Here is a 26,327-nt window from a genome sequence, read left to right on the forward strand (position 1 = left end):
ACCACCATGCTTGTTTCATTGAAATGGCTTGACACGATGGTCAAGGTGCCCGATACCCTGCAGGACTTCTGCGACAGGCTCGATTTGACTGGAACCGGCGTCGAGGGCGTCGAGAAGATGGGTGCCAACCTCGACGGTGTGAAGATCGGCCTCGTTAAGACCTGCGAGCCGCATCCCGATAGCGATCACATGCACGTCACGACCGTCGACTTTGGCGATGGCGCCGAACCGACGCAGATCGTGTGCGGAGCGCCCAACGTGCGCGCCGGTCTCAAGGTTGCCGTCGCGACCATCGGCACGGTTCTGCCTGGTGACTTTAAGATCAAGAAGTCGAAGCTGCGCGGTGTCAAGAGCTGCGGCATGATCTGCTCGGAACGCGAGCTCAACTTGGGAAGCAGCCATGAGGGCATCATGGAGCTGCCCGAGGACGCGCCCCTGGGCGAGTCGTTTGCCACCTGGCGTGGCCTGACCGACACGGTGCTCGATCTCGAGATTACGCCCAATCGCCCCGACTGCCTCTCGATGAAGGGATTTGCCCGCGAGGTGGGCGCCATGTACCACATCCCGTGGCACTATGATCCGCCCTGTGATGTGCCCGGCCCCACCAATGCCGAGGACGTGCGCGACCTCGTCTCGGTCGAGATCGACGACCCCGAGCTGTGCCCGCGCTATACGGCTCGCATCATCCGCGACGTGAAGATCGGCCCCTCGCCGCAATGGCTCGTCGAGCGCATCACGGCCCTGGGCGCCCGTCCCATCAACAACGTCGTCGACATCAGCAACTACATCCTCTTCGAGTTGGGCCAACCCCTGCACACCTTCGACCTGCGCGCCTTTCCCAAGGGCGCCGATGGCAAGCATCACGTGGGCGTGCGTGCCGCGCGCGATGGCGAGAAGTTCACGACGCTCGATGGCGAGGAACGCACGCTTACCAGCGACATGGCGCTCATCACCGATGGAGAGAACCCTGTCGCCCTTGCGGGCGTCATGGGCGGCCTCGACAGCGAGGTCACCGAGACAACGACCGATGTGCTCCTGGAGAGTGCGACCTTCTCGACGGCCCACACGAGCCGCACCTCGCGCAACCTCTCGCTCGTGAGTGAGGCCTCCCTACGCTACGAGCGCGGTGTGGATGCGACCACCTGCGACGAGTACTCCGCCATCGCCGCCGCTCTCATCGCCGAGGTCGCGGGTGGCACCGTTTGCCTCGAGGTTGTCGACGAGTACCCCATTCGTACCGAGCGCGCGCACCTCATGTTGCGCCCCGATCGTCTCCGTGCCCACATCGGCGCAGACATCACTGACGAGGAACAGTTCCGCATCCTCACCGATCTGGGGTGCGATGTCGAAGGCAAGCCCGGCGATAAGCAGGTCGAGGTCATCGCTCCAACCTTTCGTCCCGACCTCACGCGGGAAATCGACCTGTACGAGGAAGTTCTGCGCATCTATGGTATGGACCGCATTCCCTCGACGCTTCCTGGCGGCGCTCATGCGGGCGGTCGTACGGTCGAGCAGCAGCGCATCGAGCTCATGGCTCAGACGTTACGCGCGTGCGGCATGAACGAGACAATGACATACTCGCTCGTGCCCTCCGACGACATGGGCAAGACGCGTATGCCCGAGGAAGGCCGTGGCGAGGCCGTCGAGCTCATCAATCCGATGAGCAGCGAGCAATCGGTCCTGCGTCGCAGCATCATTCCTGGCTTGATGCGTAGCGTTGCCTACAACCAGAGTCGTGGCGTCTTCGACGTACAGCTCTTCGAGCGCGGTGTCGTCTTCGGTGCGGTCGAGGGGCGCAAGTCTCCGAAGGAACGCACGATGCTCGCCGGCGTGCTTGCCGGTTCCTTCACGCTTCCGGGTTGGAACCAGGCGGCGCAGGCCATCGACTTCTTCGATGCCAAGGGCATCGTCGAAAACCTCATGCGCGAGCTCTGCGTGCAAAAGCTCCAGTTCAAGGCTCTTGATGCCGATGAGGCCCCCTGGTTGACGCCGGGACGTGCTGCAAGCGTTATCGCAGGCGGGCGTGTGCTGGGTTGGGTCGGCGAGATGCATCCGCTCGTCTGCCAGGCCTTTGATGTGGAGGGTTCCGTTGCCGCATTCGAGTTCGACGTGCATCAGCTGCTTGGCGTGGCCGGCGATATGCGTCCCTATGTGGACGTACCGGTCTATCCGGGCATTGAGGTTGACCTTGCGATCGTCGTTGATGAAGACGTTACGGCGGAGCGTATCGAGCAGTGCATCACGAGCGCCGGCAAGAAAGGTCCCTTCGAGAGCGTGCGTCTCTTCGATGTCTATCGCGATGACGAGCGCGTGGGTGCGGGCAAGAAATCCATGGCGGTCAGGATCACCTATCGTGCGAGCGACCGTACCCTCACGAGCGAGGAAGTCGAGAAGGCCCACGAGCGCATCGTCGCCAAGGTCATGAAGGCGACAGGCGGCGAGGTGAGGAGCTAGCGCAGGTACTTGTAGAACGCGGCGCAGGAGCCTTCGCTCGAGACCATGCAAGGGCCAATGGGGTGCTCCGGACTGCAGGCCGTGGCAAAGAGCGGACACTCGCTCGGGTCCATGACGCCGCGCAGCACATCACCGCAGCGGCAACCCTTGGGCTCGATCGTCGGCTCGATGATGGGTGAGAACTTGGCAAGCGCATCGAAGCGGGCGTACTTCTCGCGCAGTCTGTAGCCAGAATCGGGGATGAGGCCCAGACCGCGCCAGGTGGCATCACAGGGCTCGAAGGCCTCGGCGATGGTCGCCTGGGCATCGACATTGCCCTCGTCCTGCACGCCGCGCCGGTAATCGTTGACGATGTCGGCCTCGCCGCGCGCGAGCATGCGCAGCAGGATTGCGATGCCGCTCAGCAAATCGTTTGGCTCGAAGCCCATGATGCATCCGGGAATGCCATAGTCACGCGCGAGGAATTCGTAGGGCGTGCGGCCGATGATGGTCGAGACGTGCCCTGGCAGTATGAGGGCATTGATGGCGACCTCGGGGTCGTTGACGAGCGCTTCGAGCGTGTGCGGTACGGTCTTGTGCGCGGCAAAAACGCTGAAGTTCTCGATGCCGGCTGCCTTGGCGCGCTTGATGGTCGAGGCAATGAGCGGTGTGGTCGTCTCGAAGCCCACGCCCACGAAGATGACCTCGCGATCGGGGTTTTCCTGGGCGCAGCGCAGGCCGTCGAGCGGCGAATACACGATGCGGATGTCGCGTCCCGCGGCCTTCTCCTCGTTGAGCGAGGAGGTCGAGCCGGGCACGCGTGTCATGTCGCCAAAGGTCGTGATGATGGCATCGTCGATCCGTGCAAGCGCGATGACGGTGTCGATGTCCTCGTTGGCCGTGACGCAAACGGGACATCCCGGCCCACTCACGAGCTTGATGCCCTCGGGCAAAATGCTGCGGATGCCCGCTCGGGCGAGTGCGACCGTATGCGTGCCGCAGACCTCCATGAGCCTGATGTGCCCGTCACAGCGTTCGAGAGCTGTCGGGGCAATATCGTTGATGCGGGCGATGAGCTCCTTGCCGAGCTTGGGGTCGCGAAATCCGGAGAGGTCGAGCATTAGGCGACACCTGCGCCCATGCCGGGGTGGTCCTCATCGATGAGCTCGGGGAATTGCCTGATGAGCTCGAGCGTTTCGTTGGCGAATTGCTCGTCGATGATTTCGATGCCGTAGCCGGCATGCACGAGTACCCAATCGCCGACTTTTACCTTGGGGACAAGATCAAGTGCCACCTCGCGCGTGACGCCCATGATGTCAACGGTGCCCATCATCTGCTTTTCATCAAACTCGGTGACTTGAGCGGGTATTGCCAAGCACATGTCTATTCCTCCAAACGTGCGCAGGCAACGATTGCCTGTCCATACGAGATACATCCATCATTGGGCGGAAGTTCGCGGTTGATGTAGACCGTGAATCCCAGGTCTCCTAAGCGCTCACGCAGCTGGGAGAAGAGTATGCGGTTGACCATACAGCCACCGCTCAAAGCAATGTCGTTGATCCCCGTCTCGCTTCGCGCCCGTAGCGTTTGTTCGATGATAGCGTTGATGAGGCCCTCATGAAACGCTCGCGCCGTGAGCGGGTGCTCATCGTCATTGCGCCAGGCGGCTGCCTCGAGCAGGCAGGCTGCCTCGCCGTCATAGCCGGGATGCGTGCAGATGCCCAGGAGTGCGCTTGCCGCATCGAAGAGGCGTCCTGTAGACGAGCACAAGGGCGAGTTAATGCCCTTCTCGATCATTTGGTCGAGCAACGTGCGGTTCTCGAGGCGTTCGAGGAAGCACGCGAATTGCGGGTTATCGAGGGAGAACTGGCCGAAGAATGCATCGTCAAGCTCGTCATATGCCTTGAGCAGCGCATATGCAGTGCGCTCGGGGTTGAGGATGGCGGCAGCACCGCCTGGCAACGAGAAGCCGGGTAGGTGCCAGAAGCGTTCGAATTTGCCACGTGTGGCGATGAGAATCTCGCCACCCCAGATCGTGCCGTCCGTGCCGTATCCCGTACCGTCGAGCGCGATGCCGATGACGGGGTCTTGCAGCTTGTTCTCGCCGAGCACCGAGGCAATGTGCGCATGATGATGCTGCACTTCGATGAGCGGCAGGTCATGTTCACGTGCGTATTCGCGTGCCCATTTGCTTGCAAGATATTCGGGATGCATGTCGCAGACAATGACCTGCGGATGCGTGTCGAAGAGCTGTTCGTAGCGCTCGCGTGCCTGGTGCCATGCACGCATGGTGCCTCGATGCTCAAGGTCGCCCAAGTGCTGCGTGACGTAGACGCGTTCGTCTTCGCATAGGGCGAAGGTGGCCTTTTGCTCGGGGCCAGCGGCAAAGATTGCGGGATATGTGACAGGGGCCTGACCCCTGTTACATGCTAGGAGCAAAGGTGCGGGTGCGTAGCCGCGGGCGCGGCGTATCATCTGCGTCTCGCCCCTATCGTCGATGCGCATGACGGAATCATCGTAGCGTGCGACGATGGCGCGGTTGTTGCCGAGAAAGCTATCGGCGATAGCCCTGAGCGCGTCAAGGGCGTCGGCGTCGGTCGCGACGATGGGCTCTCCGCTGCGGTTGCCGCTGGTCATCACAAGGGGGCAACGAAGCTCGTCCATGAGCAGATGCTGGAGAGGGGTTGCCGGGAGCATGAGGCCGATTTCGGGCAGGTCTTCTGCGACGTTTGCGGCGATGGGGAAGCCGTCCATGCGCTCGAGCAGCACGATGGGTCGCGCAGGGCTCTCGAGCAAAACGGCCTCGTCATTGGATACGCGGGCATAGCGGCGCGCCATCGACACGTCACGCACCATGACGGCAAGGGGCTTGCTCGGCCTGCGCTTGCGCGTACGCAAGCGCTCGACGGCCTTTTCGTTACTGGCATCGCAGGCCAGATGCCAGCCACCCAGTCCCTTGATTGCGAGCACATCGCCCGCTCTCAATCGTTCATAGGCTTCGGCGATAATCGCATCCGACTCTTCCCGCGTGAGGTGCTGGCGCTCAAGAATCAGCGCGCCGTCATCGTCGAAGGAAAGCGTCTCCGCGTTCGCGTCTATCCACCAGAGCCGAGGCCCGCACTCGAAGCAGGCGTCGGGCTGGGCATGATAGCGCCGGTCCGTCTCGTCTGCGTATTCGGCAGCGCATTGTGGGCACATGGCAAACGGGGCCATCGAAGTCCTGGGCCGGTCGTAGGGAAGTTCCTCGATGATGGTGAAACGCGGACCGCAATTGGTGCAGTTGATGAAGGGGTAGTGATAGCGGCGGTTGCCTGGGTCGAAGAGCTCCTCGACACAGGCGTCGCAGGTGGCGAGATCGGGGCTTACCAATGTGTCTGCATGCTCGTCGCGAACCGATGCACGAATGGAGAAATCATCAAGCTTCTCTTCCGGCTTGGCCGTGACGTGCAGCTCAGAATGCGGGCGGCTGCGGGTGCGCTATCGACGAGTGCGGTTCTCGAACGCATCAAGCGTGCCCTCATCTTCGTACTGCACTTGGATTTCGACGCCGTGAGTATCGTTGAGCACCCATCCCCGTGCACCCAAGCGAGCGTGCGAGACGCGCGACGTGGGGCCTGAAGCCCACGCCTTGCACGATGCCGTTGAGATGTATCCTGCGCGCCTGCATGTACCGCCTTTCGTCGCGACCGAGTGTACCACGGGCGGCTTTACGGAACGGGAACGGAGGGGAGAGGCGTAACGGGCATCGTAACGGAGGGACGGTCCCAACGTGTCGGTTTCTGCGAAACGTTAGGACCGTCCCTCCGTTACCCTCCGTTACGATGCCCCTCCTCGTTTCGGCCAGCTACGTGAAACATGTTGAAGCACCCGCCCAATCAACCTATCCTATCGGCATATTGAGTTCACGTAAGAGGTGGCCACATCATGAAATCTGCTCTGACAAGACGTCTTATCCCGATGCTCTGCTCCATTCTTGTCCTAGCTGCAGCGCTGGGCCTCTGTGCCTGCGCCTCGCAGCCACAGGCGGGCTCCATCCGCATCGGCACCATGCCCACCGAGGACATATTGCCCATGTGGGTCGCCGAAGACGAGGGCCTCTTCGAGAAGGCCGGCGTCAATGCCGAAATTGTCGTCTTCGATTCCGCTCAGGGGCTTTCGGCGGCGCTCACGGCCGGCGAGGTCGACATCGCGATGACCGATCCCATGCGCGCGGTCAAGCTCTGCGAGTCCGGTACCGACCTCTCGCTTGAGTGGATCACGCTTGGCACGACGCCGCAGCAGGGACGCTTTGGCGTGCTGACCAGCGCCGATAGCGGCATCACCTCCCTTGCCGACCTTGCGACCGGCACCAAGGGCGTGGGCCTAGCGGCCAATACGGTGCCCGAATACGTCTTCGACAAGCTCTGCGAGCAGGCCAACATCGACCCTGCGAGCATTCCGGTGAGCGAGGTGGCAAGCCTGCCCGATCGCTATGGCCTCGTGGCTGCCGGCCAGCTCGATGCTGCCGCCCTTCCCGCGTCCATGCTCGCCCTTGGCCAGGCATCGGGCCTGGTATTGCTCGCCGATGACACGACGGGCGACAATATCTCGCAGTCGGTCATGGTCGTGCGCGATGCCTATGACACGGGCGAGGGCGCCAAGACCCTGGAGGCCGTGCGCGAGGTGTGGGATGAGGCCGCAAGCCAGATTAACGCCGATCCCGAGAAGTACCGCATGCTCCTCGTCGAGAAGGCCAATCTCAACGAGCAGGTGGCATCCACCTACGTCATCAGCGAATACCCCATGGCGCGTACTGCGCAGGGCGAGCCCGCCTATCCTCCCGCCCAGCTCATCGATCCGGTGCTCTCGTGGATGAGCGCCAAGGGTTACGTCACCAAGAACGTGAGCTACGACGAGTCAAACGGCTCATTCACCATCTCGTAGACAGGCGCCACGTAAGTCATGGCAGCATCTGCACAGATGAGGAGCTACGAATCTCTCACGCCACTCATGGCCGTGCGCCTGGCCGCACCCCATACCTGGCCGGGTCCCTCCGTGCTCACGACGGTCTTCGGCGGCGTCTACGCCATCGCCTGCGGCTATGATTTCTCGCCGATCATCTGGTGTTTGCTTCTGGCCGTTGCCGTCTTTGCGCAATCGGCGGTCAACACCTTGAACGATTGGGCGGATTACTGCGCTGGCACCGATACGGTCGAGAACTCCGACGACCCCACCGACGCCGTGCTCGTCTACAACAACCCCAATCCGCGCTCCGTGCTCGCACTGGGTCTTGCGTACATGGCCGTGGCGCTCATCTGCGGAATCATATGCGTCATCTGGGCGGGCAGCGCGATTCCGCTTGTCATCGGTGCCGTCGGTGCCCTCTTCATCGTCTGCTATTCGAGCGGCAAGCTACCTATTTCCTATCTGCCCCTCGGCGAGCTTGCTAGCGGCATCGTCATGGGTGCGCTCATTCCGGCAGCCGACATCTGCATATTTGCCGCCCATACCTATCCGCATGCCGGCCTCTTTGCCATGCCCTGGTCTGTGGACTGGTTGCGTCTTGTCTCGTGCCTCGCGCCCTTCGTCATAGGCATCGGCATGGTCATGGCCACCCAGAACAATTGCGATATCGAGCGCGATGTTCCCGTGGGCCGAAAGACGCTGCCCATCGTCTTGGGGCGCTCCCGCAGCGTCATCGTCTATCGCGTCTTCGTCGTACTCTGGATCGCCATTGTGTTGCATTGCGCGTTCTGGTACTTCAACGCCGGCTTCTGGGCCGCCTGCGTCACCTTGGTGTTTGGCATCGGCGTGATGCGCTCGCTTCTCACCACGCCCGCTTACCCATGAGGTGCGCGGCCCTGCCATGGGCGCCATCATGAAGGCCAACCTCTTCTTCAACGGCGCGCTCATCATGGCGGCAATGGTGTCGCTTATGTGATGATTGTCGTTAAAGCTAGGAAGCGCGGCTCATAGCCATCTGCTGATTTGCACTAAAACATATCAACACTTGTGCGTGAAGAACCGATAATAGAAAGAACGGCATTCTTCAAGTGAGGTAAACATGTCTCGGAAAACCATTTACGAAGCGCTTGCGCCTATTTTGGCAGAGAGCGAAACCGCCAAAGAACAAGGCACGAAATACGAAGCGTTATGCGTGTATTTCCTGAGAGCAGATCCGTTCTGGTCGAAGTTCTATAGCCGTGTGGGTACGTTGGAGCAGGCGGCAACTTGGCAGGATAGTCCGGTTTTCGGACAAAGCAAGGATATAGGCATCGACCTTCTTGCGCAAACGGCCGAGAACGGGGAGTGGCATGCTATCCAATGCAAGTGCTATAACCCCGAGAAGGCTTTGCCCAAGGGCGTATGCGATTCTTTCTTTGCTGCGCTCATGAATCGCAATGACATTTCTGACTGGCTCATCATGACGAGTGCAGGTGGCGCTGGCAAGAATCTTGAAGCTCAGATGTCGGGTGACCTCAGTCGCTTCATCGATACTGCGAAGATGGCGGCATCTGCGCTCGACTGGTCGCATTTCATCGATGGCCTGCCTCCCGAGGAGCGGGTTACCTATGATCCGTTACCCCACCAGCGTGATGCCATAGATTCCGTTCTCTCCGCTTTTAACGAACAAGATCGCTGCAAGGCCATCATGGCCTGCGGTACGGGCAAAACGCTTATGTCATTGCGGCTTATGGAAGAGTGGCTCAACGGCAATCCTGGCATTGTCTTGTTCTGTGCTCCCTCAATCTCTCTTGTGGGACAGTCTATGCGTGAGTGGATGGCGCAGACGCGCGTTCCCATGAGCCCACTCGTCGTTTGTTCTGATGCCAAGGCCTCTCGTCGTGGTGGCGCCGACAGCATGCCCATGACTCTTGCCGATTTTGAATATCCAGCCACGACAAATCCGGAAAGTCTCATGCGCTCATACAGAGCACATCGCAAATCTAATCCTGACGGTGGTGTAGTTGTTTTTTCGACCTACCAATCAATCGACGTCATACACCAAGCTCAAGATCTAGGCCTTCCAGAATTCGATCTCATCATCTGCGATGAGGCACATCGCACAACGGGAAACGCCTTGCCCGGTGTATCCAAGACCGAGGCTTCCGCCTTCATGAAGGTGCACTACGACGAAAACGTGCAGGCAAAAAAAACGCCTGTACATGACGGCAACTCCGCGCATCTACGGTGAGACAGCCAAGCGCAAAGGAGCCGAGGAGGACTACACCATTGCCGTCCATGGACGATGAGGCGATTTACGGGCCCACGGCATATCAAATTAAATTCGGCGAAGCAGTGGAAAAGAAGCTGCTCACCGATTACAAGGTCGTCGTCTTGACCGTCCAAGAGGATGCGCTATCGGATCGTCTGCCCTCGCTCGAAAGCGATCAAGGCGTTAACGCGCGCATGCTTGAGCCTTCGGATATCGGAAAGATAATTGGATGTTGGAAAGGACTTATCGACCACGGCGAAAGTGCACCTGAAGACGCCACCGGTTTGGGCGATATGCTTGTGGTGGATGACATGGAGCAAGTCGCTGCCGACGCAGTCCCGCTCCATCGTGCCGTAGGCTTCTGTTCGACCATCGATGCTTCCAAGACCATATGCGAAGCTTTCACGCAGATTGTCGAAAACTATGCCGAAGAAGCGCCTGAAAACTTGCCTCTTAAATGCGACTTGAGACATGTGGACGGCAACATGCCCGCTGATCGTCGCGCTCGCAACATTGCGTGGCTGGGCGAGAGGGTTGAAGAGGGCGAGTGCCGCATCTTGACGAATGCACGGTGCTTGGCCGAGGGTATTGACGTGCCAAATCTAGATGCAGTCATCTTTTTCAACGCGAAGAATTCCACTGTGGACGTTGTGCAAGCCGTGGGACGCGTCATGCGACGCGCGGAGGGCAAGGATTACGGCTATATAATCCTTCCCATCTTCGTACCGGCCGGAATGACACCGGAAGAGGCGCTAGATGACTCCAAGATATTCGCAAACGTATGGAGCATTCTGCAGGCGCTTCGTTCGCACGATGAACGTATTGAAGCCAAGGTGAACGCGCTTGCGCTTCACCAGGAGGCAGCTAAGAACAAATACGCGGGCTCGGCAGACCACAGGGGTTGGGACGAGGGCTTGGAAAGCCGCAAGGAAGCCGAGCAGCGCAAGGCAGCCGAAATCGCCGAAGGCGTGCAGACGCGTCTTTCTCTCTACCCTGTCGAGCGCTGGGAAAAGGCCGTCAAGACGCAACTCGTCAAGAAATGCGGCACGCGCATCTATTGGGATGAGTGGGCTGAAGACGTGGCTAGGATTGCGGAGCGTCATATAGAGCGAATTGGCGCGCTCGTAAAAGACGACGAAGGAGTCAAGGAACAGTTCGCTGTGTTCCTAAAGGGTTTACGTGACTCGCTCAACCCTGGCATTACAGAAGACGAGGCTGTGCAGATGATTGCGCAGCACATCATCACAGTCCCGGTGTTTGAAGCACTCTTTGGCGATTACGAATTCGCGAAATCCAACCCCGTTTCCATCGCAATCGACTCTTTCCTGGCATCGCTTCAAGGCCATCGTATAGATGAAGCTTCTGATGCAGAAGTGCTGGAGGATGTGTACGCGAGCGTACGTCGTCGCGCGGCAATGGTGCAAACCGATGCCGCACGACAGCAACTTATCCGGGACCTTTACGAGAAGTTCTTCAAGGTGGCGTTTAAAGCTACCTCAGAGAAGATGGGCGTGGTGTATACGCCAACCGAGATTATCGATTACATTTTGTATGAAACGGATCGTGTTCTGCGTAGCGAGTTTGGACGTGGCCTTGCCGATGAGGGCGTGCATATCCTTGACCCCTTCGCCGGTACGGGCTCGTTTATAGCGCATCTCATAGAGAGCGATCTTATACCGGACGATAAACTTGGCTACAAATACAGAAACGAACTGCACTCTAATGAGATTTTGCTGCTTGCCTACTACATTATGACTATCAATATCGAACAGGCGTTCTACTCAAGAATGCAGAGAGAGAGAGAGAGAGAGCTCATCTGCGCATAATGAGGACGGTGGCTTAGGGTATCAGCCATTTCCAGGTGCTGTCCTTACTGACACCTTCCAGATGACCGAGGAAGGCGACACGCTGGATGTGGAAGTGTTCACTCAGAACAGCGAGCGCGTATTGCAGCAAAACGAACTGGACATCCGCGTAATAGTGGGCAATCCGCCTTACTCCGTCGGGCAGAAGAGCGCGAACGATAATAATGCCAACGAGACCTATCCCACATTGGATGCACATATTGCTGCTACCTATGCGGCGAATACTCAGGCGACAAACAAGAACTCGCTCTACAACTCGTATATCCGTGCATTTAGATGGGCCTCTGATCGTATTGATGAGAAAGGAATAGTTTGTTTTGTATCTGGTTCTGGTTGGCTAGATGGGCCATCAGGACAAGGTGTTCGAATTTGCTTCGAGCGTGAATTCGATTCCATTCATATTTTTAATCTGCGAGGCGACAAGGAATTTCGGAGACTCTCTAAAGAGCAATTGAAGTCTGAGGGTGACAACATATTTGCGAGCGGTTCTAAGTCACCTATTGCCATCACCATGCTGGTAAAGAACCCCAACGCAAAAGAACAGGGCATTTTCTACCATGATATCGGTGACTATCTCACTCGCGAGGAAAAGCTCGACATCATCTGTCAAGCCGCCAAAGACGGCATCAAAGATTGGCAACGCATCACACCCGATCGCCATAACGACTGGCTTAACCAACGCGACGACAGCTGGTACGAGTTCGCACCGTTAGGTCTGGAAAAGTACAAAGAGCCTCAGGGAATATTCGCGACGTGGTCATGCGGCTTGAAAACGCAGCGCGACCCTTGGGCGTGGGGCTATTCGGCATCCGCTGTGAGAACTGATATGAAAAAGCTTATCGAAGGGATGGATGAGCAGATAAAGAAATGCGCAGGTGACGAGGGTAAACTCGAATATGACGCGAAAAGGTATAGCTGGACGCGCCGCCTTTTGGACTTTGCCAAGAAGGGCGAGCTCGTGGAATATGATTCCGAGCACGTGATTCTTGGAATGTATAGGCCTTTCTGCAAGCAATACGTTTACTATGACGCAAAGATGAACGAAAGGACCTACCAACAACCGCGCCTTTTTCCGTTCGCAACAAGCGAAGGGAAAAAGGCCGAAAGGACCTACCAACAACCAATCGCCCCTCTTTTGCGAAAAGAAAAAGGCGCGGTCGAAATGACCTACCAACAACACTCTCCTCTCTTGCCGAATATCTATATTGCTACGACAGGAGGAAGCAGCCCCAGTTGCATGGTTTCAGGTCTTTTGCCTGACCTTCATTTCATTGGCGATTCTCAGTGTTTTCCACTGTATTGGTATGAGAAGCAAGATTCGCTTGGTGGTCTCTTCGACAAAACAGACGATGACTACGTTCGTCATGATGCAATTACTGATGAGGCGCTTAACGTCTTTCGTGCGGCTTATCCATATGTTTTTGCTGAACGCAAGAAGAAGGACGGTGGCGAAGAAATCATCAAAGAGGACATCTTCTTCTATATCTACGGCATCCTTCACTCACCCGAATATCGGAAGAGATTCGCAACGAATCTAAAGAAGGAGTTGCCACGTATTCCTTTGGCAGAGAACTTCACGGCTTTCTGCAATGCTGGACGAGAACTCGCCTATTGGCATCTTAACTACGAAGAAGCCGATCCTTATCCACTCGAAGAGGAGGGCGACAGCATTAATCCGGGTCGTACTGAGAAGATACGCTTTGGCAAGTGCAAGAAGGACGACGAGCATCCTAAAGGCGAGGATCGCACCGTGCTTCATGTTGCGGAGAATCTGACGCTTAGAGGCATTCCCGAAGAGGTCTATAATTACGTGGTGAATGGAAAGAGTGCCATTGGCTGGCTGATGGATAGATACAAAGTCACGACTGATAAGGCGTCAGGCATAGTCAATGATCCGAACGAGTACAGTGATAATCCTCGCTATATTGTTGATTTGGTGAAGCGGGTTGTCAGAGTTTCGCTTGAGACGAATGAGATAGTGAATATGCTGCCTCCTCTGAATGAGAGATCACAGCCTGCCAACTGGCCTTTTGCATGGAAGACGGAATAGATCGTGCTTTTCCAGCCGCATGCATATGGAGGTCGCAGTGTCATATCCTGAAGAATCGATACTGGTTGGTGCGGCAGAAAGTATCTGGGAGGGCAGCGACGCACGGGTGAACATCGGCATAGACGTTGGCGACAAGTTGCTTGAAGCTATGCGCCCGTTTCTCGACGACGAACTAGAGCTCGTGTTCATAACTGACAGTGACATAAGGCATATCAAGCGTAAACATGGTGCTGCTGAGGAAGAGCGTGGGCAAAAGTCCATCACCCCCGAAGACTTCGCATGTATCCCCAAGGTCCTCAACGAGTTTGATACGTGCGAGCATACTGATACCGACAAACTCGGAAGCAAGAAGTTTCTTCTGCAGAAGGACATCAACGGGATTGTCTATATCGTCACGATTCAACGAGGCAAGCGAAAGCTTCAGATCAAAACGATGTGGAAGGGGAATCGGTCGGGTGCCTCATGCTAGCCTTGGAGGCTCCCTTGGGCTTACGTCCGAAACGACCCCGACGATACTGCCATTATAACAGGGCATTATGAAGATTATGAGATTGGGGAGGCGCGATGTCCGTTTCCCCTCGCCCTCAATCCGCTATCATGGAGCATCGTTGTTGCGATAAGGGGGAGCTGTGGCCAAGGAACACGTTCACGGGGTATTCGAGTCGATAGCCGATGGCTATGATGCGGCAAACGATCGCATCAGCCTGGGTATGCACCGTCTGTGGAAGCGCGCGCTATGCAAGGCCGCCCTCAAGCCGTGCACGAACGCCAAGCGCGCCGGTCTCGTGCTTGACGTTTGCTGTGGCACGGGCGATATCACGGCCATGCTCGCCGAGGACAACCCCGATGTTCTCGTCTGCGGACTCGACTTTTCCGCGTCCATGCTCGACGTTGCCCGCGAGCGCACGAAGGACCTGTCCAACGTGATGCTCGTCGAGGGAAACGCCATGGATCTTCCCTTCGATGACGATACCTTCGATTCGGCCGTCATCAGCTTCGGGTTGCGCAACACGCCCGACTACGAGCGGGTTATCAGCGAGATGGCCCGCGTGACCAGGCCCGGTGGCGTGGTGGCGTGCCTGGACGCCTCCGTTCCCGAAAGCGATGTGATCCAGCCCTTCTACCAGTTCTACTACAAGAACCTCATGACGCTTTTCGGCGGCGGCATTTCCCATCGCAAGGAATACGACTGGCTCTACGAGAGCACCCAGGAGTTTCTGCGCAAAGACGAGCTTGCGTGGCTCTTCGCGGACTGCGGGCTCATATCGGTGTGCGTACGTCCGTTCATGTTTGGTGCGGCGGCGTTGCACACGGGCGTAAAGCCGCTCTTCAGCGTACCGCTTGCAAGTGCCGTTGCCGATGCCGTGAACAGGGCGGCTTGCGTCAGGGACGATGCATCCCATGCATAAACTCGAGTTTCGCGATGTGACGCTGCGCTATGGCGATGACGACGCCGGCCTGCTCGCCCTCGACGGCCTGAGCCTGAGCATAGAGGCCGGCGAGTCGGTGGCCATCATCGGGCCTTCGGGTTGCGGAAAGTCCTCCACCTTGCAGATGGCGGCGGGCCTCGTGCGACCCACGGCCGGCGAGGTGCTTGTGGATGGGGAGGTCATCACCAGGCCCCGCCGCAAAACGGCGCTCATCTTGCAGGACTTTGGGCTGTTGCCCTGGAAGACGGTGCTCGCCAATGCCGAGCTCGGCCTCAAGGTACGCGGCATCGGCCGTGAGCAGCGCGAGGCAAAGGCGCGTGAGGCTTTGGGCCTCGTCGGCCTTGCCGACTTCGCGCATGCTTACCCCGGTGAGCTTTCCGGCGGCATGCAGCAGCGCCTCGCCCTGGCGCGCTCCATCGCACTCGATGTCGACCTGCTGCTCATGGACGAACCGCTCTCCGCGCTCGATGCGCTCTTGCGCGAGCAGCTGCAAGACACCCTGCTCGAGCTCTGGCACAAGGAAGGCTACGCGCAACTGCTCGTGACGCACTCCATCGACGAGGCGGTGTATCTCGGGCAGCGCATCGTCGTGCTGAGCGCGCGTCCCGGCCATGTGGTCGGCGTGCTCGATAATCCCGCGATGGGCCAGGTTGCCTATCGCGGCAGCTCCGCATATTACGAGCTTTGCAACGAGATTCGCGCCTTGCTGCGCGATGCATCGCATGCTCACGAAGACGGGGAGGCGAGTCATGCGTAAGACCTTGGGATATGTCTGGGGCACTATTTTCGTCATCGTCTTGTGGTGGGTGTGCGCGGTGCTCATTGGCTCGCCCGCCCTTCCGACACCGGCAGCGACGTTGCCTGCGCTCGCCGACAACATCGGCAAGATCGCTCCCGAGTTCATGGTGAGCCTCGGTCGCATCCTGCTCTCGATGGCCATCGGAGCGCTCTTCGGCGTGCCACTCGGCCTATGGATTGGCCGCTCCAAGCGTGCTGACGCCATCTTTGGCCCCGTGCTCTACGTGCTCTATCCCGTTCCCAAGATTGTCTTTCTGCCCGTCCTCTTCGTGCTCTTCGGCTTGGGAGGGGAGGGCAAGGTGGTGCTCATCGCCATTGCCGTGTTCTTCCAGATGATGGTCACGATGCGCGATGCAGCGAAGAACGTGCCGACTGGTGCGGTCGAGTCCATGCGCTCGCTCGGTGCGAGCAAGTTCGCCATCTACCGTGACGTCATCTTCCCGGCAACCATCCCTGATCTGTTCACCGCGCTGCGCATCACCTGCGGTACGGCTGTCGCGATTCTCTTCATCGCCGAGTCGATGGCCGGTTCGAGCGGCCTGGGCTATTACATCATGCATGCATGGTCGCTGCTCGAATACGCCCGCATGTTTGCCGGCATCGTTGCGATGGCACTCATGGGCGTGCTGCTCTACGAGGCCTTCGACATCGCCGAGCGTCGCCTCACCCGCTGGCGTCGTGTCGCATAGTCGAGGGGCTTAATAACGTGTCAGGGGGTCAGACCCCCTGACACGCGGACGTCGTGTTTCCTGGTTAGATGCTGTAAAACGCCGTGCATGCATAGAAGAGGCAGGTCAGGATGACTGATCCGGCGATTAGCAGACCCGCGGGCACGAGGCAACCGAGCTTGAAGGCCTCGCCGCATCCTCCGATGCAGCCGCCATGTCCTGGTCCGCCCAGATATTCCATGTCGTAACCATCGACTCTGCCGTCGTTATTGAAGTCAGGCCCCATGCTCCTGTTTCCTGTTCCCAATCGGTTGCCGAGCTGCGCTATCATGTTCTCATGTTACGTCTGGACATTCCACAGTCGGCTCTCAAGATTCTGGAAGCGCTCGAAGCTGCTGGCTTTGAGGCCTTTGTCGTAGGCGGTTGCGTGCGCGACGCTCTCATGGGCCGCACGCCCAACGATTGGGACATCACCACCTCGGCACGACCCGAGCAAACCAAGGCCGTGGCTGCCGATGCGGGTTTCAAGACGATTGATACCGGCATCAAGCATGGTACCGTGACCGTTATCGTCGATCATGAGCCCTTCGAAGTTACCACCTATCGCGCCGATGGTAGCTACAGTGACGGACGGCATCCGGATTCCATCGAGTTCTTGGACCGCATCGATGGCGATCTTGCCCGTCGCGATTTCACCATCAACGCCATGGCATACAATCCTTCACGTGGCCTTGTCGATCGCTTTGGCGGCCAAGCCGACCTCGAGGCGGGCATCCTGCGTGCCGTGGGTGACCCGCGCGAACGCTTTACCGAGGACGCTTTGCGCATCGTGCGTGGACTGCGCTTTGCCGCGCAACTCGGATTCGCAATCGAGCCCGAGACCTCGGATGCGATGCACGAACTGCGGAGCCTGCTCGACAACATTGCTGTCGAGCGCATCTGGGTCGAGTTTCGCGGGCTGCTCGAAGGACCCTATGCCGTCGACGTCCTACGCGCCTACAACGACGTGGTCTTCACCATCATCCCCGAGCTCGAGCCCGAGTTCGAATTTGACCAGCGCAACCCCTTCCATCGCTATGACGTATGGGAACACACCCTGCATGCTCTTGAGGCAGCGCCGACGGACGTGGAGGCGACCTTGCGTTTCGCGTTGCTGCTTCATGACATCGGCAAGCCCCACTGTCTCACCATCGACGAAGAGGGCAAGGGCCATGCCTATGGGCACGAGAAGGTGGGTGAGCCCGTCGCCGCAGAAGTTTGCCGCCGTCTGAAGCTGTCCCGTTCCGAATGCGAGATAGTCACACAGGTGGTGCGTCATCACATGTTTTCGATTCCCGACACCCCCAAGGCCATGCGTCGCTTTTTGCTCAAGCATGGCCCCAAACGTGCCCAGGATCTCTTCGCCATCCGTCGCTGCGACAAGAGCGGCATCGGACGCGGGCAGATGGTTGACAGTCCCATGAGCATAGCGTTTGCCAAGGCCGAGAAACTCATGGACGAACAGCTCAACGCCGAGCCTGTCTTCGGCGTGAAGGACCTTGCGATTAACGGTTCGGATTTGATCGCGCTTGGTATGGAACCCGGGCCAGTTATCGGTCATGTGCTGCAGGTGCTTTTGAATGAGGTTGTCGATGGCGACGTGCTCAACGAACGCGAAGCACTCATCGCGCATGCTCAACGGCTGATGTAGTTACAGCGATACCGCACGATGGGAAGAGCCGAGGTCCAAGGGAGCGCGCCGTAAGGACCGCGTAGCGGGCCGTCGGGAAGCGACCATCGAGGTTTGCCATCGCCATAAACTGTTGCTGATTCGCCATGGCTCTTGCGTTAGAATCGGGGGTTACATACCGATGAAAGGACACCACCATGGCCGAGAAGAACAAGCAGGTCCGCTTCAACATCCAGGCAAGCCCCGACCGCATGTGCGGCGTATACGCCAACGCCTCGATCGTGAGTACGACCAATGCCGAGTCCCGCATTGACTTCCTCTACGTCGACCATGCCAACAAACAGGGCGATGACGTTCCGGCACACCTCGTCGCGCGCGTCATCATGCCCACCACCGCGCTCGCCGACCTTTCGGAGACCTTGAGTAAGCACATCTCCAAGCATCTCGAGCAGGGAATGTAGACTCCATCGAAGCCGATTAAATCAAGAGAGACGAAAATGCCTGATACGCCAAACTACAAGCACACGATGAACCTCCCCAAGACTTCCTTCAAGATGAAGGCGAGTTTGCCCCAGCATGAGCCGGAGCGCCTCAAGAAGTGGGAGGACATGGACCTCTACTACAAGGTACTCGCCCATAACGAGGGGCACGAGTCCTTCGTCCTGCATGACGGGCCGCCGTATGCCAACGGACCCATTCACATCGGCCATGCGCTCAACAAGACGCTCAAGGACATCATCGTCAAGTATCATGCGCAGCGCGGCTACTACGCACCATACGTTCCCGGCTGGGACTGCCATGGCCTGCCCATCGAGAACAAGGTGGAGGAGGAACTCGGTCCCGAGAAGATGGCCAAGATTGACGTCCCCACCTTCCGCAAGATCTGCCGTGAATATGCCGAGAAGCAGGTCGATGGCCAGCGTGAGGGTTTCAAGCGTCTTGGCGTTTCCGGTGACTGGAACAATCCCTACCTTACCTTCACGCCCGAGTACGAGGCGGGAAACATCGAGGTTTTCAAGGACCTTTATCTTTCGGGGGCGATCTACCGTGGTCGCAAGCCCATCCACTGGTGCACGCATTGCCACACGGCGCTTGCCGAGGCCGAGATCGAGTATTCCGACGAGGTGAGCCCCTCCATCTTCGTGAAGTTCCGCTTTACCGAGGTGCCCGAGGCCTTCAAGCCGGTCATGCACGATGACGCGGCGATGTCGGTCATCATCTGGACGACCACCCCGTGGACGCTTCCTGCCAACGCTGCCGTGAGCCTCAATCCGGATGCGGAATACGTTGCCGTGCGCGTGCGCGGCGAGTACTTCGTGCTTGCCCGCGAGTTGCTGGAAAGCGTCGCCGAGAAGGCGGGTTGGTCGGGCTACGAAGTCGTCGAGAAGGACGGCGAGCCCTTCGTCGTGAAGGGCGTCGACCTGGCAGGCGCTACATACAAGCATCCCATTCATGCTGACATGACGGGCACCCTCATCTACGGTGATCATGTCACGTTGGATACGGGTTCCGGTGCGGTTCACACCGCTCCCGGCCATGGCGCCGATGACTACGAGGTCGGCCTCAAGTTCAACATACCCGTCATCATGCCCGTCGATGACGATGGCACGTTTCTGCAGGGCGGTGGCCCCTGGGCTGGCAAGGATGCCGTCGCCAGCAACGAGGACATCATCGCGTGGCTCGACGAGGACAACGCGCTCATCGCTCGCGAGGATATCACTCACTCGTACCCTCATTGCTGGCGTTGCAAGAATCCCGTTATCTTCCGCGCGACCACGCAATGGTTCGTCTCCATGGACAAGACGGGTTTGCGCGAAAGAGCGCTCGAGCAAATCGATGATAACGTGCGCTGGATTCCCGCCTGGGCTTCCAACCGCATCGGGTCGATGGTCGAGGAGCGTCCCGATTGGTGCATCAGCCGCCAGCGGTACTGGGGCGTGCCCATCCCGGTCTTCAAGTGCAAATCCTGTGGAGAGATTGTCGCCAACGAGGAAAGCTTCGATGCCGTCATCGAGCTATTCCGCACCAAGGGTGCCGATGCCTGGTACACCACTGCCCCCGAGGATTATCTGCCATCGAGCGTGTGCTGCCCCAATTGCGGCAGCCATGACCTCGAGCCCGAAAAGGACGTCCTCGACGTCTGGTGGGAGTCCGGCGTGTCGCACACGAGCGTCTGCGAGGCTCGTCCGTACCTGCATCGTCCGGCCGACGTGTACCTCGAGGGTTCCGACCAGCATCGTGGCTGGTTCCAGTCTTCGCTGCTCACGAGCGTGGGAGCCTATGACGAGGCTCCTTTCAAGACGGTCGTGAGCTGTGGGTTCACGGTCGATGAGAATGGCCGCAAGATGTCCAAGTCCCTTGGCAACGTCATCGACCCACTCGAGGTCTGCAAGGAGTTCGGTGCCGACGTTTTGCGCCTGTGGGTGGGTTCGGTCGACTACTCGCAGGACATGTCCGTGAGTCACACCATCTTCGAGCGCACTTCGGATGCCTACCGTCGTATTCGCAATACGTTCCGCTACCTACTCAGCAACCTCAACGACTTCACCAACGAGGATTACGTCTCTGCCGACGAGATGCTCGAGTTTGACAAGTGGGCTCTTGCCCGCCTGCAGGCGCTCGTAGAGGAGACGACGCAGGCTTACGAGGACTATCACTTCCATAGCGCCTATCGTGCCTGGTACGACTTCATCGTCAGTATCTCGTCCGAGTACTTCGATGCGGTGAAGGACCGTCTCTACGCTGACGCTGCCGCTTCCGTCGAGCGTCGCAGCGCCCAGAGCGTGCTTGCTAACATGCTTGAGGCCATGGTGCGCCAGTTCGCCCCCATCCTGACCTTCACTTGCGACGAGGTGTGGGAGAAGTACCCCGAGGGCATGATGGAGGATGGCCGCGTGGCATCTGTCCAGCTGGCCGGATGGCCCGCGGCGGAGGACTTTGCCCCGCAATTGCCGGTTGCCGAGCGCGATGAACTCTTGGCTTCCTACGAGGTGGTCATGGCGGCTCGCGATGCCGTGATGAAGGCCATCGAGGAGGCGCGAAACGACGGCATGTTCACGAAGAGCCAGGAGGCCGCCGCGACGATCATGGGCAACACGCAGCTCATCGAGGCCTTGGCTGCCCACGGCCTCGATACGCTTGCCGAGGCCTTCATCGTCTCGGCCGTCGAGCTCGAGGAGTCCGATGACGCCGATGGCTTCGTGGCGAGTGTATCGCCGGCACCCGGCGAGAAGTGCCCCCGCTGCTGGAACTACCGCGAGCTTGGTCCCGACGGTTTGTGCGAGCGCTGCCATGACGTCGTGTTTGGCCTCGAGTTCGAGACCCTCGAGTAGCGCATAGGTGTCGCGTAAGCGGACATTCGCGCTGTTCATTCCCATCGTGATTGCGATGGTCGCCCTCGACCGCCTGGCCAAAGTCTGGGCGGTCGATCATTTGCGCCAAGGCGCTGCCGGTCCCGATTTCGGGCTCGTCGACCTCACGCTCGTGCACAACGCCGGCGCGGCCTTTGGCATGGGGCAGGGGAGCGGCACCATCTTCATCGCGATTGCAATTGTGATATGCGTCGCTGTCATCATCTGGCTTGCCGTTGGCAAGCGTCATAATGCCCTGGAGATCACGGCGCTCGCGCTCGTGGTCGCCGGTGGCATCGGTAACTGCATAGATCGTCTTACCACGGGTTACGTCGTCGACTTCATCCGTTTCACCTTCATCGACTTTCCCGTCTTCAACGTCGCCGATATCTGCGTGACCTGCGGCGTCATTCTCTTTCTCGTCGCCATCATCTTTACGGGCGTGCTCTCCGATGCCGATGAGGAGGAGGGGTGATGACGAACGTCTTCGATCGTGAGGTAAGCGTCGACGAGCAAGGTACACGCCTTGACGTCTTCGTGGCTTCCCTCGGCATCGATGAACTCGCTTCGCGCTCGGCTGCCGTGCGCCTCATCGAGTCCGGTCGCATACTCGTTAACAGCCAGCCCACGACCAAGAAGCGCATCGTGGTGGCCGGCGATCAGGTCCACATCGAGATTCCGCCCCGTAGCGGCGAAGGTGGCGTAATCGAGGCTGCCTATGACATTCCCCTGGACATTCGCTACGAGGACGAGCATCTCATCGTGCTCTCCAAGCAGCCGGGCCTCGTGTGCCATCCGGCGCGGGGGCATTATGGCGACACCCTGGTAAATGCCCTCGTCGCCCATTGCGGCATCGGCAACCTGGCTCAGGTGCAGGGCGAGGACAGGCCGGGCATCGTGCATAGGCTCGACCGCGACACGAGCGGCCTCATGCTCGCGGCCAAGACCGACCTGGCGGCTGCCCGTCTGCAGGATGGCATACGTACGCGCAACATCGACCGACGTTACCTCACGCTCGTCCATGGTTCCTTGGGTCATGACACGGGCATGATCGATGCGCCCATCGCCCGACATGTGACCGATCGCACGCGCATGGCCGTGAGCGATGCCCCCAATGCAAAGGGGGCGATCACGACCTTCGAGGTGCTTGAGCGCTTCGAGGCCGATCGCTATGACGACGGCTACAGCCTGCTCGAATGCCACCTTTTCACGGGACGTACGCACCAGATTCGCGTGCACATGGCCTACACGCACCACCCCGTCGTGGGAGATCCGCTCTACGGGCGCGCCGCGACGGCCAAGGCGCGCAACCGCAATGCCGCAGAGCATAGCGAGATGGGGCTCGACCGGCAGTTTCTCCATTCATGGCGTTTGAGTTTCGAGCATCCCATCACCGGCGAGAAGCTGAGCTTCACGGACATGCCCAGCGACGATTTGCAGATGATTCTGAATGAGCTTGCCCCGCGCTCCATGGGTCGCACGGACTATGGTCACGAGCTGCTGGGCTAACGTATGGACATCTTTTTCTTACGTATAGGTATTATTTTTGCAAATCGTATATAAATCTTCCCGATACGTACTATAATGAGCTCCAGATAAATAATATTCCCTATATGTACTATTTTGGAAGGTCAAACGGGCTTGAACGGAGTCAACGATGGTTTCCAGAGACCAGGCAATCGCGGCGGGGAGAAAAATCGATGCTGCTGCGGATATGGGATCGCTTCTTAAAGAGCGACGAAAAAAGCTCGGGTATACGCAGGAGCAAGTTGCGAGTTCCCTTGGCTACAGTCCGCGGCTCGTCGGAGAAATCGAGCGAGGGCGCGGGACGGTCGGATTTGACCGCGTGATGAACTACGCGACGAGCCTCGGTCTTGATATCGCCGCATTCGAGAGATGATAGTCATGGATGAGGATGGCATCAGCGTATTTCGCGAAATCAATGGCGTATATCAACGGGTTGGCATGACGAGGGTTCGAGAGGATGGCTTTACGTTCGAATATGATGATGAGTATCTGAACGACCAAAACGCGCGCGCCATATCGAGGAATCTTCCATTGGCCAATGAGGTTTTCTCAGGCCGGGCAACCAAGGAGTTTTTCGATGGGCTGCTTCCCGAAGGCAGCCTGCGCAAACGGCTGTCAGAGGCGATGCACTTCGACGAAGGAGCGACGTTAGCTCTTCTGTCACGTTTGAACAACGAGTCCAGCGGCGCGTTGGTTTTCGGAAGCGATGAGGCGTCCCTGCTTTCCGAGAGAGGATACGAGCCTCTATGCGCTGACGATCTTGCGGCATTCGCAAAATCGCCCCAGAGAAAGACCATGCAATATGACATGTCATCACGGCTCTCCCTGGCTGGCGCACAAAGCAAGATCGGCTTGTTCCATGAAGGCGATGACCCCAGCAGCGGCTGGTTTCTCCCTAAAGGATCGGCGCCTTCAACTCACATCATCAAGGCGGTCGATGGAACCTTTCCCTTGCAGAGCATCAACGAAGCCCTTTGCCTGAGGACGGCGCGTTACCTCGGCTTTGAGGTGGCTAGACATGCCCTTATTGATGTCGGTACCGATGAGCCGTTATTGGTGGTCGCTAGGTTCGATCGGATGACGGAGCCAGAGCGGGTATATCCGATTCGCTTACATCAGGCGGATTTTTGCCAGGAACTGGGATATCCCTCATGGTTGAAATACGAGCCAACCGACGGTAGCTATGCCGCTAATTGCCTATGGCTAATCTCACGGGAATCATCCGACCCCCTTTCGGATAGAAGGACCTTTGTCTCGCGGCTTCTCTTGGATTGGGCCATAGGGAATTGTGACAACCATTTGAAAAATCACTCGTTCGTGTGGAACGAGGATTGGAGTCACGTGAGGCTGTCTCCTCTTTACGATGTCACTTGCACGACGTTGTATCCGGAACTCAGCCGGGAGATGGGCGTCTCCCTAAGTCGGAGTAGAAGAATTGACGACGTGACCGTAGACGATGTCAAACGGCTTTCGACAGCGGCCGGCATTGGCGAGTCGATTGTTCTTGGCGAGCTGGAAAAGCTGCTTGCGGGTTTTCAAGAAGCTCTCGAGAAAGCGGAGGGGGAAATCATCGCTGAGGGATTTCCCGAGGCGTCTCGTATAGCTGCGCATGTTTCCGAGGGATTCGACGATCGAACGAGGCGGCTTGGGCTATAGCCTGCTCGCGCTATCTGGGAAGCAACGATACGAAAGATGCGTTTGCGGTACGTGGGATGTGCTGTGACTATTGAAACGTGCTTAGGATACGGCAAAACTTCCCTGTTACGACACATCCCATGTGCCGTAAACGCGTGAAAAAACATGGAACCATAAACATACGTGGACTTACACTGGAGGTAAGTCAACTGAACACATAAGACCCTCCTTATTGGAGGGCCTTCTTTTTCACCGTTCGGCTTATTCGCCAAAATTGATTCTCTAACCTTTCACGTAAACGGTATTACCTTTACATGTATGTAAAAGTAATTACCGTCTACGGCAATCGAATCTTAGTTAGGATGCCTCATGAATTCCATGAAGATGCAAGATCGCCCGACATTCATCGCATATCTGAGAGTTCTAGCATTTGTCGTGACTCTCTTGACGGTCCTGTCATGGGTGGGGACGGCCGCCTATGCCTTCGCCTCTCCCATGCAAGATGCCGACAGCGTCCTCGAGGCACAGGCGCCAGCTACTTCCACCGCAGCCTCGGCGGATATGTACCGCATGTACAACCGCAATTCCGGCGAGCACTTCTACACGGCCAGCACCGTCGAGCGCGACAGCCTCGTCAACGCCGGCTGGCGCTACGAGGGTGTGGGCTGGCGAGCGCCCGAGACGTCTTCCGCTCCGGTTTATCGCCTGTACTCGGGTACGGACCATCACTACACCACCAGTGCCTATGAGCGCGACAGCCTCGTCGCCTCTGGCTGGCGCTACGAGGGCATCGGCTGGTACTCCGAGGACGCCATCAAGGACAAGCCGCTGTACCGCCAGTTCAATCCCAACGTGAACACCGAGGCCATCCACAACAACTCCGGGTCCCACAACTACACCATGTCCTACGACGAGCATAGCTTCCTCGTGGGCGTGGGTTGGCGTGGTGAGGGCGTTGCCTGGTATGCCGCAGGGGAGGGCGCCTTGCTGCCCAACACCAATCCTTCGGCCGATGCCCTGCGCGCGCGGTTGAACCTCACGACGTATCTGCAGCCATCGCTGACCTATAACTACAAGGGAGCGGATTGGCAGGGCTACATCGTGCTCCATGACACCGAGGGCGGTGGCGATCCCATGAGCGTCGTAGATGGCTGGCTCTACAACGGTGCTGGCGTGGCGTCCCACTTCGTCGTGGGTCTGGACGGTTCCATCGTCCAATGCGTCGACATGGATTACGTCGCCCACCATGCCGGCTGGGGCAACCGCGGCTTCAACCGGGAGTTCGGGGTGCGCGAGTGGCCCTACGACGGGAGCATCGACACCAATTACGGCATGAACTTCTGCTCCATCGGCATAGAGATGGTGCACTGGAACGGCCAGGGCTACTATCCCGAGGCCCAACTCAACGCCCTGGATAACCTCATCGCCTACATCGATGCCTACTACGGGTTCGAGTCCACCATCATCGATCACAAGATGTGGGCCATCGGCAACTCGGACACCTCATCGGACTTCGCAGGCTATCTCGAGAATTACCAGCGTTTACGCCATCACTAGAAGTGCGTACGTAGGTTGCATGCGCAATAATCACGGAAGTCTAGGATGCGGATGCGTAGTTTTTGGATAGCATGCGCAGAAATCGCGAGAGTCTAGGATATGTCAGAGATTACAGCGCGTATATCGCGAGATTCTATCGTCTTTTAGCTG

The 26,327-nt window shown here is 58.3% G+C and carries 22 protein-coding genes; 18 read left to right on the forward strand and 4 right to left on the reverse strand.

Annotation, left to right across the window (positions count from 1 at the left end; all coding sequences use genetic code 11):
- The first annotated feature begins 6 nt into the window (after nucleotides 1-6).
- On the forward strand, nucleotides 7-2,454 hold the full coding sequence (gene pheT, locus OIM11_03900; protein HJJ00274.1) for a phenylalanine--tRNA ligase subunit beta: 2,448 nt from the start codon (nucleotides 7-9) through the stop codon (nucleotides 2,452-2,454).
- Here pheT and hypD read toward each other — a convergent pair.
- The 3 genes from hypD to hypF are packed head-to-tail and all read right to left on the reverse strand — an operon-like array spanning nucleotide 2,451 to nucleotide 5,802.
- Nucleotides 2,451-3,554, reverse strand: a complete 1,104-nt coding sequence (gene hypD / locus OIM11_03905; GenBank protein ID HJJ00275.1) for a hydrogenase formation protein HypD — start codon at nucleotides 3,552-3,554, stop codon at nucleotides 2,451-2,453. The two genes, pheT and hypD, sit on opposite strands and share 4 nt — an antisense overlap.
- Nucleotides 3,554-3,814: a HypC/HybG/HupF family hydrogenase formation chaperone gene (locus OIM11_03910; protein HJJ00276.1), complete on the reverse strand. Its 261-nt coding sequence runs from the start codon at nucleotides 3,812-3,814 to the stop codon at nucleotides 3,554-3,556. The genes hypD and OIM11_03910 overlap by 1 nt, the downstream gene beginning before the upstream one ends.
- A gap of 2 nt (nucleotides 3,815-3,816) precedes the next feature.
- Entirely contained in the window at nucleotides 3,817-5,802 is a 1,986-nt protein-coding gene (gene hypF / locus OIM11_03915; protein HJJ00277.1) for a carbamoyltransferase HypF, read from the reverse strand.
- A gap of 555 nt (nucleotides 5,803-6,357) precedes the next feature.
- Here hypF and OIM11_03920 point away from each other — a divergent pair.
- The 9 genes from OIM11_03920 to OIM11_03960 all read left to right on the forward strand — a co-directional run bounded on the left by OIM11_03920 (nucleotide 6,358) and on the right by OIM11_03960 (nucleotide 16,460).
- Entirely contained in the window at nucleotides 6,358-7,356 is a 999-nt protein-coding gene (locus OIM11_03920; GenBank protein HJJ00278.1) for an ABC transporter substrate-binding protein, read from the forward strand.
- An 18-nt stretch (nucleotides 7,357-7,374) separates the two neighbouring features.
- A complete protein-coding gene (locus tag OIM11_03925; GenBank protein HJJ00279.1) occupies nucleotides 7,375-8,262 on the forward strand; it encodes a prenyltransferase in 888 nt (295 codons plus the stop codon).
- Nucleotides 8,263-8,476: 214 nt separating this feature from the next.
- Entirely contained in the window at nucleotides 8,477-9,607 is a 1,131-nt protein-coding gene (locus tag OIM11_03930; protein HJJ00280.1) for a DEAD/DEAH box helicase family protein, read from the forward strand.
- A gap of 47 nt (nucleotides 9,608-9,654) precedes the next feature.
- The gene (locus OIM11_03935) at nucleotides 9,655-11,454 is read left to right on the forward strand and encodes a helicase-related protein (GenBank protein ID HJJ00281.1); all 1,800 of its coding nucleotides are present in this window, start codon (nucleotides 9,655-9,657) and stop codon (nucleotides 11,452-11,454) included.
- A 61-nt stretch (nucleotides 11,455-11,515) separates the two neighbouring features.
- Entirely contained in the window at nucleotides 11,516-13,543 is a 2,028-nt protein-coding gene (locus OIM11_03940) for a hypothetical protein (GenBank protein HJJ00282.1), read from the forward strand.
- Nucleotides 13,544-13,580: 37 nt separating this feature from the next.
- Complete coding sequence (locus OIM11_03945) at nucleotides 13,581-14,012, forward strand: hypothetical protein (protein HJJ00283.1); 432 nt, start codon at nucleotides 13,581-13,583, stop codon at nucleotides 14,010-14,012.
- A gap of 160 nt (nucleotides 14,013-14,172) precedes the next feature.
- Nucleotides 14,173-14,952, forward strand: a complete 780-nt coding sequence (locus OIM11_03950; protein ID HJJ00284.1) for a ubiquinone/menaquinone biosynthesis methyltransferase — start codon at nucleotides 14,173-14,175, stop codon at nucleotides 14,950-14,952.
- The gene (locus tag OIM11_03955; GenBank protein HJJ00285.1) at nucleotides 14,945-15,730 is read left to right on the forward strand and encodes an ABC transporter ATP-binding protein; all 786 of its coding nucleotides are present in this window, start codon (nucleotides 14,945-14,947) and stop codon (nucleotides 15,728-15,730) included. Before OIM11_03950 ends, OIM11_03955 begins: the two co-directional genes overlap by 8 nt.
- A complete protein-coding gene (locus OIM11_03960) occupies nucleotides 15,723-16,460 on the forward strand; it encodes an ABC transporter permease (GenBank protein HJJ00286.1) in 738 nt (245 codons plus the stop codon). Before OIM11_03955 ends, OIM11_03960 begins: the two co-directional genes overlap by 8 nt.
- Nucleotides 16,461-16,524: 64 nt before the next feature.
- On the opposite strand, the gene OIM11_03965 is transcribed toward OIM11_03960, so the two are convergent.
- Nucleotides 16,525-16,725, reverse strand: a complete 201-nt coding sequence (locus OIM11_03965; GenBank protein HJJ00287.1) for a hypothetical protein — start codon at nucleotides 16,723-16,725, stop codon at nucleotides 16,525-16,527.
- A gap of 51 nt (nucleotides 16,726-16,776) precedes the next feature.
- Between OIM11_03965 and OIM11_03970 the strand changes: the two genes are divergently transcribed.
- The 8 genes from OIM11_03970 to OIM11_04005 all read left to right on the forward strand — a co-directional run bounded on the left by OIM11_03970 (nucleotide 16,777) and on the right by OIM11_04005 (nucleotide 26,177).
- Complete coding sequence (locus OIM11_03970) at nucleotides 16,777-18,129, forward strand: HD domain-containing protein (protein ID HJJ00288.1); 1,353 nt, start codon at nucleotides 16,777-16,779, stop codon at nucleotides 18,127-18,129.
- Between the two features lie 176 nt (nucleotides 18,130-18,305).
- Complete coding sequence (locus tag OIM11_03975) at nucleotides 18,306-18,569, forward strand: DUF3467 domain-containing protein (protein HJJ00289.1); 264 nt, start codon at nucleotides 18,306-18,308, stop codon at nucleotides 18,567-18,569.
- Nucleotides 18,570-18,605: 36 nt separating this feature from the next.
- Nucleotides 18,606-21,440 carry an isoleucine--tRNA ligase gene (ileS, locus tag OIM11_03980; protein HJJ00290.1) on the forward strand — a complete coding sequence of 945 codons (2,835 nt, stop codon included), beginning with the start codon at nucleotides 18,606-18,608 and terminating at the stop codon, nucleotides 21,438-21,440.
- 7 nt (nucleotides 21,441-21,447) lie between these two features.
- Entirely contained in the window at nucleotides 21,448-21,933 is a 486-nt protein-coding gene (lspA, locus tag OIM11_03985) for a signal peptidase II (GenBank protein HJJ00291.1), read from the forward strand.
- Nucleotides 21,933-22,967 (forward strand): RluA family pseudouridine synthase, encoded by a 1,035-nt coding sequence (locus tag OIM11_03990; protein HJJ00292.1) that lies wholly within the window; start codon nucleotides 21,933-21,935, stop codon nucleotides 22,965-22,967. The genes lspA and OIM11_03990 overlap by 1 nt, the downstream gene beginning before the upstream one ends.
- Nucleotides 22,968-23,115: 148 nt before the next feature.
- A complete protein-coding gene (locus OIM11_03995) occupies nucleotides 23,116-23,358 on the forward strand; it encodes a helix-turn-helix domain-containing protein (protein HJJ00293.1) in 243 nt (80 codons plus the stop codon).
- A gap of 5 nt (nucleotides 23,359-23,363) precedes the next feature.
- Nucleotides 23,364-24,641 carry a HipA domain-containing protein gene (locus tag OIM11_04000; protein HJJ00294.1) on the forward strand — a complete coding sequence of 426 codons (1,278 nt, stop codon included), beginning with the start codon at nucleotides 23,364-23,366 and terminating at the stop codon, nucleotides 24,639-24,641.
- Between the two features lie 414 nt (nucleotides 24,642-25,055).
- Nucleotides 25,056-26,177 carry an N-acetylmuramoyl-L-alanine amidase gene (locus OIM11_04005; protein HJJ00295.1) on the forward strand — a complete coding sequence of 374 codons (1,122 nt, stop codon included), beginning with the start codon at nucleotides 25,056-25,058 and terminating at the stop codon, nucleotides 26,175-26,177.
- Nucleotides 26,178-26,327 lie beyond the last annotated feature (150 nt).

This window comes from Coriobacteriaceae bacterium, from assembly GCA_025992705.1.
Taxonomy (GTDB): Bacteria; Actinomycetota; Coriobacteriia; order Coriobacteriales; family QAMH01; genus QAMH01.